8 protein-coding genes are annotated in these 13,916 nt (G+C 34.6%); 6 read left to right on the top strand and 2 right to left on the bottom strand.

The genetic code is table 11. From position 1 onward, the window contains the following. Nucleotides 1-135 precede the first annotated feature (135 nt). Nucleotides 136-672 carry a hypothetical protein gene (locus BLR17_RS01770; protein ID WP_066328278.1) on the bottom strand — a complete coding sequence of 179 codons (537 nt, stop codon included), beginning with the start codon at nucleotides 670-672 and terminating at the stop codon, nucleotides 136-138. Between the two features lie 265 nt (nucleotides 673-937). Between BLR17_RS01770 and BLR17_RS01765 the strand changes: the two genes are divergently transcribed. The 4 genes from BLR17_RS01765 (at nucleotide 938) to BLR17_RS01750 (ending at nucleotide 5,423) form a co-directional block, all read left to right on the top strand. Next, nucleotides 938-2,056 carry an aminotransferase class I/II-fold pyridoxal phosphate-dependent enzyme gene (locus tag BLR17_RS01765; protein WP_245683103.1) on the top strand — a complete coding sequence of 373 codons (1,119 nt, stop codon included), beginning with the start codon at nucleotides 938-940 and terminating at the stop codon, nucleotides 2,054-2,056. 52 nt (nucleotides 2,057-2,108) lie between these two features. Continuing rightward, nucleotides 2,109-2,726, top strand: coding sequence for a dethiobiotin synthase (gene bioD, locus BLR17_RS01760; protein WP_066328280.1), 618 nt, complete (start codon nucleotides 2,109-2,111; stop codon nucleotides 2,724-2,726). Nucleotides 2,727-2,836: 110 nt separating this feature from the next. Further along, nucleotides 2,837-4,108, top strand: a complete 1,272-nt coding sequence (gene bioA / locus BLR17_RS01755) for an adenosylmethionine--8-amino-7-oxononanoate transaminase (protein ID WP_066328281.1) — start codon at nucleotides 2,837-2,839, stop codon at nucleotides 4,106-4,108. 160 nt (nucleotides 4,109-4,268) lie between these two features. Then, complete coding sequence (locus BLR17_RS01750; protein ID WP_066328282.1) at nucleotides 4,269-5,423, top strand: beta-ketoacyl synthase N-terminal-like domain-containing protein; 1,155 nt, start codon at nucleotides 4,269-4,271, stop codon at nucleotides 5,421-5,423. A gap of 81 nt (nucleotides 5,424-5,504) precedes the next feature. On the opposite strand, the gene BLR17_RS01745 is transcribed toward BLR17_RS01750, so the two are convergent. Continuing rightward, on the bottom strand, nucleotides 5,505-5,987 hold the full coding sequence (locus BLR17_RS01745) for a regulatory protein RecX (RefSeq protein WP_066328283.1): 483 nt from the start codon (nucleotides 5,985-5,987) through the stop codon (nucleotides 5,505-5,507). Nucleotides 5,988-6,190: 203 nt separating this feature from the next. On the opposite strand from BLR17_RS01745, the gene BLR17_RS16355 reads away from it, so the two are divergent. Together BLR17_RS16355 and BLR17_RS01735 are read left to right on the top strand one after the other, a co-directional pair. Beyond that, nucleotides 6,191-10,171: a T9SS sorting signal type C domain-containing protein gene (locus BLR17_RS16355; RefSeq protein ID WP_083189386.1), complete on the top strand. Its 3,981-nt coding sequence runs from the start codon at nucleotides 6,191-6,193 to the stop codon at nucleotides 10,169-10,171. Between the two features lie 281 nt (nucleotides 10,172-10,452). Further along, a complete protein-coding gene (locus BLR17_RS01735) occupies nucleotides 10,453-13,884 on the top strand; it encodes an Ig-like domain-containing protein (protein ID WP_066328284.1) in 3,432 nt (1,143 codons plus the stop codon). Nucleotides 13,885-13,916 lie beyond the last annotated feature (32 nt).

Raw genomic sequence — 13,916 nt, 5'->3', positions numbered from 1 at the left:
TTCAAGTCAAATTGAACAAGATTAAATGTACCTATCATAGTATTTGGAAACTATATTCATAGAGTCATTTAACCTAACTTGCCAAATTATGGCAATAAGTCAATTCAACTAAATAACACCGAAATGAGGATAAAATTAGATCAATTCAGGAGGAGGGCTTAGCCCAATCAAATAACCTGAATGCAACGTAGTGTTTAATAATGTGAAACACTGTTTTGTGTCCCAATTATTATCGATTGAAAAATTAGTAGAAAAAGAAGTATTTGGTATATAATCTTTCAAAAATGATTTCAATAATCTTTTTACCGGAGAATCTTTAGAACTACAATTAAATAATTGATTATCTACAATTTCATTTAAGTTTTTACCAATTACATCACCATAAGAATTGGGTAAATAATAGAGACTCAATATGTTATTTTGAATTCTTTTTTTGAAGATATGATAACTTTTATTTTCAATTATCACATTTTCGTTTACATATTCAAAATCAGTATCTTCAATGAATGAGTATAATGAGGCATTTAATTCTAGGACTTGGAATTCTTCATCTTTACTTTTTTCCATTGCACTTATCCATTCCTGTTCTTCCTGAAAAGAAAATATCAGATAATGCCCTAAGGCATTGTAAAACAATGTTACAAATAAGAATAAATAAACAATTTGTTTCATGTGGTTCGGTAGAAAAAGGCGGATAAAGGAACATTTTTTAGTTCTTTTTTTATCTATATTAACGTTTTGTTAACAGTATATCCTATCTAAAACGTTTTCGAAACAAATAGTTTGTTTAAAAATAACAAGTGAATTTTAAGTTTTTAGCTAATTCTTTTACCGTTTTTTTAATGATTAAAACAAAAACAAATTTTTCTTAAAATACAAAAATCAAAAAAGATACTTATTTTTGTCTTCTATGAAAAAATTGCCATTAAATCTTTATATGAAATTGAAAAACAGAGAAAATAACAATTCTCTTAGAAAACTCAATTCAACTTTAGATTTAATCGATTTTTCTTCCAATGATTATCTTGGTTTTTCAAAGTCAGAGTTGATTTTTAATCAAACCCATCAGTATTTAGTTGATAATGGCTATACTCAAAACGGAGCTACAGGTTCGCGATTGCTTTCTGGGAATCATAATTTGTATAGTGCAACGGAGAATTTTATTGCTCAATTTCATCAATCAGAATCGGCATTAATTTTTAATTCGGGTTATGATGCCAATGTGGGTTTTTTTAGTGCTGTGCCACAGCGAAACGACATTATTTTATACGATGAATTAAGTCATGCTTCCATTCGTGACGGAATTTCGATGTCTAATGCTAAATCCTATAAGTTTAAACACAACGATTTTGAAGATTTAGAAAGATTGATTCTGAAATTCAAACCATCAACCATTTATATTGTTACCGAAAGTGTTTTCTCTATGGATGGTGATTGCCCAAATATAGAAGAGCTGATTACTGTTTCTGAAAAATACGGTTGTTATTTAGTTTTTGACGAAGCGCATGCTTTAGGTGTTTTTGGTATAAACGGATCAGGATTAGTTCAGCAGTTTGGCTTACAGGATAAGGTTTTTGCCCGAATTATGACTTTTGGGAAAGGATTGGGATGTCATGGAGCTGCAATCTTAGGTTCTGAAGAATTAAAAAACTATTTGGTCAATTTTGCCCGAAGTTTTATTTATACAACAGGACTTTCTCCTCATTCTGTTGCCACAATTTTAGTTGCTTATCAGCATTTGGAAACCGAAAAAAACAACATTCATTTGTTAAGAGAAAATATCATTCATTTTAATCAGCAAAAGAATTTATTGGGTTTAAAGCCAATATTTGTTCGCAGTAAATCGGCAATTCAGTCGGCGATTATTCCAGGAAATGAAAAAGTGAAATGGATTGCTAAACAACTTCAGGAAAAAGAGTTTGATGTCAAACCCATACTTTCGCCAACTGTTCCGGAAGGACAGGAACGATTACGATTTTGTTTGCATGCTTTTAATTCAAAGGATGAAATCTCAAATGTTTTACAGTTGTTGAGCGAATTGGTTTTTAAAAGTTAATTCTCTGTGAACTTTGCGCTTTCTTTGCGAACTTTGCGGTTAAACCCAAATTATGAAATTATTTATAACAGGAATTGGAACCGATGTAGGTAAAACGATTGCCTCAGCAATTATAACAGAAGCATTAGAAGCAGATTACTGGAAGCCCGTTCAGGCTGGTGATTTAGCTACTTCAGATAGTCATAAAATAAAAGCCTATTTGTCTAATGATAAGACTGTAATTCATCCGAATAGTTATGCTTTAAACACTCCGGCTAGTCCACATTTGGCTGCCGAATTGGATAATATTGTTATTGATTTAAAAAAAATAACAGAGCCGGTTACTAACAATAATCTTGTGGTTGAAGGGGCAGGAGGGATATTTGTCCCATTGAATGATACCGATTGTGTCATTGATTTAATAAAACCTGATTATAAAGTAATTGTAGTTTCCCGTCATTATTTGGGAAGTATTAATCATACATTGCTCACAATTGAAGCATTACAAAATAGAAAAATCGCTATAGCTGGGATTCTTTTTAACGGAAAAGAAAATCAAGCAACAGAATCTATAATTTTGAAAAAAACCGGAATTAATTGCATTGGAAGAATTGAGGAAGAACCCTATTTTGATCAAAATGTAATTTGGGAATATGCCGATTTGTTTCGGGAAAAATTAATGAATTTATAGCAGAAAATAGAGTATAGAATAAAGAGAATAGACTTTCTTATCTTTGTCGAAAATTATAGCGTTTAGTCTTTTTTCTATTCTCTATTTTCTATTCTCTATATTCTTAACACATGAACTTAATCGAAAAAGACAGTCAATACCTTTGGCATCCTTATACGCAACATAAAACTGCTCAAACTCCTATAGCTATTACAAAAGGTCAGGGAGCTTTGCTTTGGGACGAAAACAACAAAGAATATATCGATGCAATTGCTTCGTGGTGGGTGAATCCTTTTGGACATTCCAATAAATTTATTGCCGATGCGATTTATAAGCAATTAACGACTTTGGAACACGTGCTTTTTGGTGGGTTTACTCATGAACCAGCCGTAGTTTTGGCTGAAAAGCTGATGCAAATTTTACCTGAAAATCAACAAAAAATATTCTTTTCGGATAACGGTTCTACTTCGGTGGAAGTGGCTATAAAAGTAGCTTTACAGTTTTTCTTCAATAAAGGCGAAAAGAGAACTACGATTATTGCTTTTGAAGATGCTTTTCATGGTGATACTTTTGCGGCTATGGCAGCCAGCGGAATTTCGTTTTATACGCAGGCCTTTCAAGGAATGTTTATTGATGTGGTACGTATTCCTGTTCCTGTAAAAGGTAAGGAGCAAGCCAGTTTTGATGCTTTGAAAAAAGTGATTCGGGAGTACAATTGTGCGGGTTTTATCTTTGAACCTCTGGTGCAAGGAGCAGCCGGAATGGTGATGTATGAACCAGAAGCATTGGATGAGTTAATCCAAATTTGTGCAGCAAATAATGTCTTGACTATTGCTGATGAAGTCATGACTGGTTTTGGTAAAACGGGAAAAACTTTTGCGATGGATTATTGTCAACAAATTCCTGATATGATGTGTTTGTCTAAAGCCTTGACAGGCGGAACAATTCCGATGGCGATTACTACTTTTACACAGGAAATATTTGATGCTTTTTATGATGATGATATCAATAAAGCCTTGTTTCACGGACATACATTTACGGCTAATCCAACGGGTTGTGCAGCTGCTTTAGCGAGTTTTGAGTTGTTGCAAACTCCAGAAATGCAGGCGAATTTGGTAAGAGTAAATGCGAATCACTTGGTGTTTCAGGAAAGTATTAAGAATCATCCAAAGGTAATTGCAACAAGGGTTTTAGGGACTATTTTTGCATTGGAAATAAGAAAAGAAAACGAAGAAACTTATTACGGAACCATGCGTACCAAACTCTATAATTTCTTTATTGAAAACGGAATCATTCTGCGTCCGGTAGGAAATATTGTTTACATTTTACCGCCTTATATTATTACTGATGCACAATTGCAAAAAGTCTATGAAGTGGTTGAAAACGCATTGGAAATAGTTTAAAGTTTAACCGCAAAGGTTACAAAGGAGGCGCTAAGAACACAATTTAATTTTTTTAAATGTTGCTTTGTGAGCATTGTGCTTTCTTTGTGTTCTTCGTGTTTAAATAGTTGTCATTTTTATAAAAAACTTTGCGACCTTTGCGGTTAAAAATAAAAAAGTCTTGTCAACAATAATTTCAATAACAGCTTTAGCATCCATTTCTCCATTGGGCAATGACCCGAAAGCAATTTGGGAAAATTACCTTTCTGAAAAACATTTTTTCTCTAAAAAGAAGTTAGATAATCAGGAAACTTGGGTTGCTTCTTTGGATGATGTTTCGAAAGAAATAATCTCCGAATTACAAGCGTCAGATGTCAAATACAAATCCTTAGATAACTCGGTTTTGTATGCCATGGTGGCTTCGCGACAGGCTGTTAAAAATGCAGGGTGGGATAAGAATTCGGTTTTTGGAATAAACATCGGTTCTTCTCGAGGAGCGACTGATTTGTTTGAAAGACATTTTCAGGAATATTTAGAAACCGGTAAAGCTCAAACTTTGGCTTCACCAACAACCACTTTAGGGAATATTTCTTCCTGGGTGGGACATGATTTACAAAGTACCGGACCTGAAATTTCGCATTCTATTACCTGTTCTACGGCTTTGCATTCGCTTTTAAATGGCGTGGCTTGGTTACGTGCCGGTATGGCTGATAAATTTTTGGTTGGTGGAAGTGAAGCACCTCTTACCGATTTTACCATTGGCCAAATGAGAGCTTTAAAAATATATTCTCACAGCGAAGAAGCTTATCCAAATCAGGCGTTGAATTTGGATAAAAAACTCAATTCGATGATTCTGGGTGAAGGCGCTTCGGTGTGTTGTCTCGAAATAGGGAAAAAAGAAAATGCCTTGGCTTTCATCGAAGGAATTGGTTATGCCACAGAGATTTTAGAACACAATATTTCTATTTCGGCAGAAGCAACTTGTTTCCAGAAATCAATGAAAATGGCTTTGCAAAATACAAATCCTGACGAAGTTGATGCCATTGTAATGCACGCTCCGGGAACTAAAGCCGGCGATTTAACCGAGTATAAAGCGATTCAAAAAATCTTTGGCGACAGCCTACCTTTATTAACTACAAATAAGTGGAAAATAGGTCATACTTTTGGAGCTTCAGGGATTTTAAGTGTGGAATTAGCTATTTTGATGATGCAACACAATCAGTTTATCGGAGTTCCTTTTGCGAAAGCACAAACACAAACCAAATCAATAAAAAAAGTATTGGTAAATGCTGTAGGTTTTGGTGGAAATGCCGTGAGTGTTTTGTTGAGTGTTTAAGTTGTTACACAAAGTTCCGCTAAGTGATTTTTTATTTCGTATATCTTTTTGTTTTTCTTTGTGTGTCTTTGCGAAAGAAATCTATTCTTCTGTTGTATTATTTTCCAATTCCCGGACTTTCTCATAAACAAGATTACTTTCGAATCCTTTTCTAATCATAAAATCGCAAAATTTTTTTCTTTTTTTTAGTGAATTAGTTTCGCGAATGGATTCCCAATGTCTGTTTGCCAGAGTGTCAAAAGTAGTGTAATACTCTTCATTGTTGATTTCTTTCAGGGCAATGTTAATCAGCGTTTGATTGATGCCTCTGAATTTTAATTCATTAGTAATTCTAATTTTTCCCCAATATTTGATGCGGTGTTTGCCTCTGGCAAAACTGCAGGCAAAACGCTCTTCGTTTAAGAAATTGTCATTGATAAGTTGGGTAATGATTTGGTCAATCTCATCCGAATTCATTTTCATGCTGCGTAGTTTTTGTTCTACTTCTTCATGACAACGTTCCTGATAAGCACAGTAATGTTCTATTTTTTGTAAAGCTTCTTTTGTAGTAAAAAATTCTTTCATTTTTGAATCCTCATTTAGACTTAGATTGCTGTTGTAAAAGTACTTATTTCTATTAAAAAGTTTGTTTTTTGTGAAAAAAATGCTGATTGGCGATGAAAAATGCTTGTTGTCGATTTTCTTTTAATCTCTGATTCTTAATGGTTTAATTTAAATCGCCTCTTTTCTTAAAAATATATTTCATTTAATTGGATAATTATAAATTTATGCGAATAACTTTACGTAAAGGGCTCTTTTCTCCATTTTTTCTTTTATTTGTTTTTTCTGTAAAAATACACGGTCAAATTACTACATCCGGTTCTGCTTATGTTTGGTCTACAGCTTCATCGTGGACACCCAGCGGAGTGCCTTCCGGCACTAGTACCGTAACTGTAAATAATCCTCTAACTCTTGATCAGGATTTAATTATCAGTACCGGTGCTTATACTTTTAATAATGATGTAACGGATCAACCCGGAGGTTCTAGCTATAATCTTACTAATTTAAACGCAGGAGGGAGTTTAACCATTGCTTCGGGAACTACTACTATTGGTGGTATTACTAGTATTGGAGGAAATACTGCTTTTTCATTGACAGTAAAAAGCGGAGCTGCTTTGGTATTAGGTACGTTGGGTTCTACTTCAAATAATTTTATTATTGGCGATAAAGTGAATATTACAATTGAACAAGGAGCTACTTTAATTGTCTATGGGAATACTGTTAATAGTGACAGTAATGGAACTTTTACTGTAAATGGATTGTTTCAGGTTTATGGAAATTATTCTACGAATAATGGTAATATAGTTATTTCAGGAACTACCGGGCAGTTTTATACCACAGGTTCGATGACAACACAGGGATCATCGAATATTTATGGTTCTGGAAATGATTGTACAACAAATTGTTCCGGAACTTCATTAGAGTGTGGTACAGGAGGGAATGCTTATACAGCTACAATAACTCCACAAAATCAAACAATTTGTTCTGGAGACACACCGTCAACATTGACATTTACTACTAATTCACCTTCTCCTACTTATCAATGGGAATACAGTTTGTCTTCAGGAGGAACTTACACCGCAATTTCAGGGGCTACTTCAAATACTTATTCTCCTTCTTCTTTGACTGTTACGACCTGGTATAGAGTGAAATATACTTCAAGTGCCAGTAGCTGTGGAACAAAGTACTCAGCACCAGTGCCGGTTTATGTATCAGGAGTGTCTGTTGGTCAATCCTTGGCCGGACAATCTACATGTGGTGGAAATTTTGGGCCTATTTCGGTTACAGCTATTGGGAGTTCTCTTAGTTATCAGTGGTATAGTAATAATACGGCGAGTAATTCAGGAGGGACTTCTATTTCGGGGGCAATTTCAAATGTTTATACACCTTCAAGTTCAACAGCAGGTACAAAATATTATTATTGCGTTATAAATAGTTCTTGTGGAATACCTGTTACTACTGCTGTGTCGGGAGCTTTTGTAGTTAATTTGAATACTGTGACTGCGGCATCCTCTTCTCCTAATTTATGCGTGAATACATTAATGAGTTCTATTGCTCATAATACAACCGGAGCTACAGGAATTGGCACTGTAACAGGATTGCCTTTGGGGCTGAATGCTTCTTGGTCAGCTAATGTAATTACAATTAGTGGTACTCCGACAGAATCTGGAACTTTTAATTATAATGTGCCTTTAACCGGAGGTTGCGGAAATATAAGTGCTACTGGTACTATTATAGTGAATTCCCTGCCGGTTATAACTACTCAGCCAACAAATCAATTGGAATGTGAAGGAAATTCGGTGAAATTTAAAGTAGTAGCTTCGGGGTCGGGATTGACTTATACCTGGAAATACAAAAGACTTACAGATGTGAGTTTTATAACACTTACAGGTTCTGAATCAAATACTTCTTATCCTTCGACAGGAGAAATTAAAATTGATAATGTAAGTAGTACACAATATCCTGATGGTACTCAATTTCAGGTTGTAGTTTCTAATGGCAGTTGTAGTGTGACTTCCAATACTGTAACTCTTTCAGTGAATGAAATTACGAATGTTTCTGGAGGAACAAACGTGACACAGTGTTATGGAACTAATTATTTGTATACAGTAACTACTTCTTACCCTGCAAATGTAGTTTCGTATCAGTGGAAAAAATCGGTTACTTCGGGAGTCTGGAATGTGGTTAATGATGGAGGAGCTTATTCGGGTGCCACTACTGCTACATTGAGTATAACTGGCGGAACTCCGGCTGAGTCAGCTGAATATCGTGTTTTTGTAACTTTACATTCTTCCGGAGCTGATTGTAATGTAGCCAGTTATACCCGAACAAGGAAAATTACTTTTTTACCACAGTTGACCACTCCGGTAACCACAATTATACAACCAACATGCTCTGTAAATACGGGTACTGTTACAGTTACTGTTCAGAGTGCAACTGATACCTATAGTTTTGATAATGGTGTGAACTATCAGGCAAGTAATGTAAAATCAGGATTGGCGGTTGGTTCTTATAATGTAATTATAAAAAATATAGCAGGATGTGTGTCTTCGGCAACGAATTGCCAAATATTAAGTGAGATTTCAACATGGGATGGAACAACCTGGATAAATGGTGACCCGGATGCTAATAGAAAAATTGTTTTTCAACAGAATTTTAATTCAAATTCTAATTTAGAAGGCTGTTCCTGCCAAGTGACAAATGGAGCTAATGTGGTAATAAATGGTACTCACAGCTTGAAAGTGACCGATGAAGTTAATGTTGCTAGTGGTAGTTTGACTTTTGAAAATAATGCGAGTTTAGTTCAAATAAATGATGCAGCAATTAATACTGGAATAATTAATTATAAACGTTTTACTACTCCTATTAGACGTTTTGATTTTACGTATTGGTCATCACCTGTTATTGGTCAAACGTTGAAAAATTTATCACCAAATACTTTATCAGACAAGTATTATGGGTATAATCCTAATACTGGTTGGGTGATTTATTATAATGGAGCTGGAACAATGCAGCCAGGGAATGGTTATTCAATAAGAGCACCACAAACATTTAGTATTACAGATCCTCAGGTTGATGCTGATCCTGTTTTTATTGGGGTTCCAAATAATGGAGTAATTAATTTGTCTTTAGGAGTAAACAAACTTTATTTACTAGGCAATCCGTATCCTTCAGCTATTGATGCAGATTTGTTTTTAGATATAAATTCGACGGTTTTAGAAGGGACTCTGTATTTTTGGACACATAACACGGCACCTTTAATTACTACAGCTGGTACTGCAAATTTAAATTATAGTTCGAATGATTATGCTGCATATAACCGAACAGGTATAGTAAGTACTGCTACTAAAGCTGTTTCAGGAGGTTATGTGCCAAGTGGAAAGATTGCTGCAGGGCAAGGTTTTTTTGCTTTATCCAGTGCTGCTGGCGGATCGTTGATTTTTAATAATAGCATGCGAGTTAATGGAGGAGATTATGGGGTAAATAATTCTCAGTTTTTTAAAATTAATACAAATGAGAAGCTTAGTTCTAAATCTCAGATAGAAAGAAATCGCGTTTGGTTGAATTTAACCAACAAAGAAGGGGCTTTTAAACAAATTTTAGTAGGGTATTTAAAGGGGGCAACTAATGATTATGATGCCGGTTTTGACGGAAGTATTCTAAAAATGAATCAGGAGGTTGAATTTTATACTGTGAACCAAGGATTGCATTTAGCAATACAAGGACGGGCTTTGCCTTTTGATGAAAAAGACACAGTGATTTTAGGATATCAATCTGTTAATAAAGGGAAGTATCAAATTAGTATTAATCAAACTGATGGTATTTTGGATTCACAAGATGTATTTTTGGAAGACAGCTATTTAAATGTAACTCACAATCTAAAAAAAGAACCTTACTTATTTACTACTGAAAAAGGTACTTTTAATGATCGTTTTGTTTTGCGTTATACCGATAAAAATACAGAGATTTCATCATTAGATAAAAATGTATCGGTTGCTGTTGATGCTGATGATATAAAACTAAGTTCTTCATCAGCAGTAATTTCAAAAGTTAGTGTTTATAATGTTTTAGGACAGCTTATTTATCAGGATGATGCCATAGACTTGAGGGATTATTTAATTCAAAATTTGCATATAGCACATCAGGTATTGGTTGTAAAAGTTGTCTTGGCAAATGAAAAAACAGATACCGTAAAAATTGTTTATTAAAGTAAAATTATCAATTTTTTTCATCCCGATAGCTTTAGCTTTCGGGATTTTTTCGTTAAAAATGCAGTTTAAATACTAAGAAATGGTTTTTGTTTTTATTTGAAAACCCTTAAGAAATAAGACTTTTTTAAGTGTGTAAAACGCACTTCAACGAGAATATAAGTACATCAACGTTTTTAGTTTATCTAACAAAAAATTAGATTTAATCTTGTCTCATAATTCATGTTTGATGAATTGAATATTAAAGTATTAAAGGCTTGCCCGCCCCAAATCAAAAAAATATGAGACCTATTTTTACTTATAAAAATTTTTTAATTCTTATTGTTGTTTTATTCTTTTCAATTAAAGGGTTTTCGCAATGTTCTATTACTACATCAAGAACTACAACAGGATTAACTTGCGGTACTTCTCCTTTAAATAGTTGTGGAGGTGTTTTGAATATCGGTGATGGTACAAATGCTATGACTTTGACAATGACTTCTAATTTAGATTTATCATGTTTAGGACCGATAAGATTTATAGTTAGAAATGGAGCATCAATAGATTTTTCAACTGGGAATTATGATTTACAATTAGCGAATGGTTCTTCAATTGAAGTAGAGTCAGGAGGGCAGATTGGTGCAGGTTCGAATTGTAGTGCGTCCGATTTAATAAAAATTGGAAGTGTTAAAGTGGCATCATGTACGGGAAATAGTGCATTGACCAATTTTGAAGATTTAGTGAATAATGGGGGTTATAGCTCTGTTTCAGTTAGTGCAAGTCCAGCTTCAATATGCAATTCTGGTAGTTCAACCTTAACAGCAACAGCTTCTCCATCAAATGACGCTACAATTAAATGGTATGATTCACAAACTGGAGGGAATCTTCTATATACAGGTTCAACTTATAATACGGGTACAATTAATTCGACAAAAACTTATTATGTAGAAGCTGTTTATAGTGGATATACAACCGTAAGAAAAGCGGTAACTGTAACAGTAACTAATACTGCTGCACCAACAGGAACTGCTTCGCAATCATTTTGTTCTGGTAATCCAAAAGTTTCAGATTTAACAGCAACAGGAACTGGGATAAATTGGTATTCGGTTTCAACTGGTGGTTCTGCTTTAGCATCAACTACAGTTTTGACTAATGGGACTCATTATTATGCGTCTCAAACAGTATCTGGTTGTGAGAGTTCCTCAAGATTAGATGTTACAGCAATTGTAAATTCATCTTCTGTTGCTCCAACAGGTATTACCGGAACTACTACAATTTGTAATGGTAATTCAACAACTTTGACTTTGAGTGGTGGTACAGCTGGTACAGGAGCTGTAGCGACATGGTATTTAGGTTCTTGTGGAGGAACTTTAGTAGGAACAGGAACTAGTATAACTGTTTCTCCTGCTTCAACAACAACTTATTATGTTCGATATGAAGGAACTTGTAATACAACATCATGTGCTTCAACAACAGTTGTTGTAAATCCTCTTCCTATTGCTGCGGGAACAATTTCAGGAGCTGCTACGGTGTGTAAAGGAACATTATCTGTTTCGTATTCTATTTCGACAATAACTAATGCAACTTCCTATGTTTGGTCATATTCCGGGACGGGAGCTGTAATTTCAGGTACAACAAATAATGTAACAATATCTTTTGCATCTGGTGCTACTTCGGGGAATCTTACAGTTTATGGTGTTAATGCTTGTGGAAATGGAACGGTATCAAATGCGTTGTCAATTGCGGTTAATAATGTGCCAGCAACTCCATCAGCAGGAACCCCTACAAATCCAACTTGTAAAGTGCCTACAGGTAGTGTGCCTTTAAATGGATTACCAACATCTGGAACTATTGTTCAAACAGGAACACATAATGATACTTATGCTATTACAGCTGGAGGAACACAAACAATATCTAGTCTTTTACCGGGTACTTATTATTTTTCAGTATCTAATGGAAGTTGTACTTCGAATACTGTAACAGTTACTATTGTAGCTCCTGAAACCAATACTTGGTCTACTGGTTCTTGGTCTAATGGAACTCCAACGATTAATCAAAGATTAGTTTTTGCTTCTGATTATACAAATGCAAACGATGTTGATATTGTAGGTTGTTCATGTCAGATTACAGGTTCGACTGCTGTAACTATAAAATCAGGACGTACTTTGAAAATTGAAAATGGTATTGATGTAGCTACTACTGCTTCATTAACTTTTGAAAACAATGCGAGTTTAGTGCAAATTAATGATGATGCGGTAAATACAGGGAATATTAATTATAAACGTTATACCGCTGCTGTAAAACGATATGATTTTACCTATTGGTCTTCGCCGGTTACACCACAAACTTTAAAGAATTTGTCGCCTAATACACTTTATGATAAATACTATAGTTACAATAATGGTTGGCAAATTATTTATAATGGTGCGGCTACTATGACTGCAGGAAGAGGTTATCTTGTCAGAGCACCACAAACTTTTAGTATTACTGTTGCTGCTGTTGATACTAATCCAACATTTATTGGAACGCCTAATAATGGAGTGGTGTCTTTCATAGTAGCCGGGAATCAGGTGCATCTTTTGGGTAATCCTTATCCGTCAGCTATTGATGCCGATGTGTTTTTGAATACAAATGCGGCTGTTTTAGAAGGAACACTTTATTTTTGGACACATAATTCGGCACCAAGTAGTGCTGTTGCAGGAGATGCAACTTATAATTATACAACAAGTGATTATGCTATTTATAATCGTACAGGAGGAGTTGTGACTAATAGTTCTGCTAATAATTTTGATGGTAAAATTGCTGCTGGTCAGGGGTTCTTTGCGCCGTCAAGCACTTCAGGGGGAACATTAACTTTTAATAATAGCATGCGTGTTGAAGGAGGTACTTCAGGAGTGAATAATTCGCAATTTTTTAAATTGAACTCTTCAGCTAAGACAAGTACTGTAGCGATTCAAAAAAGTAGAATTTGGCTGAACTTATCTAATAAAGAAGGAGCTTTTAAGCAAACATTGGTAGGTTACATAACAGGAGCTACAAATGAATATGATGGAGGTTTTGATGGTTTAACTTATGATGGGAATCAATTTGTTGATTTTTATAGTGTGAATCAAACTAAAAAATATACTATTCAAGGTCGTGCCTTGCCTTTTGTAAAACAAGACAGTGTAGTTTTAGGGTATAAATCGACTATTGTGGGGGAATTCCAGATTAGTATTGATCGTACAGATGGGGTTTTAGCTACTCAGAATGTTTTCTTAGAAGATAAGGATTTGAAAGTGCTTCATGATCTTAAAAAAGGTCCGTATACTTTTACTACTGAAAAAGGGGCTTTCAATAATCGTTTTGTATTGCGTTATACAGATAAAAATGCAGTTGAAGAAGTGGTGGTTTCAACAACACCATCTACTACTACTACTACTACTACTACTGAAGTTGTAAATAACGGAACTTCAAACAGTGGAACTACAAGTGCCGGAGATTCGGTTAAAGAAGGAGTTTCAAGCAATGAAGTTTTGGTTTCAGTACAAGACGGAGTTATAACTGTAAAATCTTCAGTAATCTCATTGCAAACGGTAGTTGTTTATGATACTGCAGGAAGAACTCTTTATAGAAAAGAAGATATCAATGCTAGTGTATTTGCTATTCAACAACTGCTTGCAACTCATCAAGTGTTATTAGTTGATATATTGATGGCAGATGGTACAAAAGTAAGCAGTAAAATTATTTATTAGAGAGTTGAGTTCGCAAACTAAAAAGCCATTAG

Source organism: Flavobacterium glycines (genome assembly GCF_900100165.1).
GTDB lineage: Bacteria > Bacteroidota > Bacteroidia > Flavobacteriales > Flavobacteriaceae > Flavobacterium > Flavobacterium glycines.
This window is presented reverse-complemented; position numbering and strand designations above follow the sequence as displayed.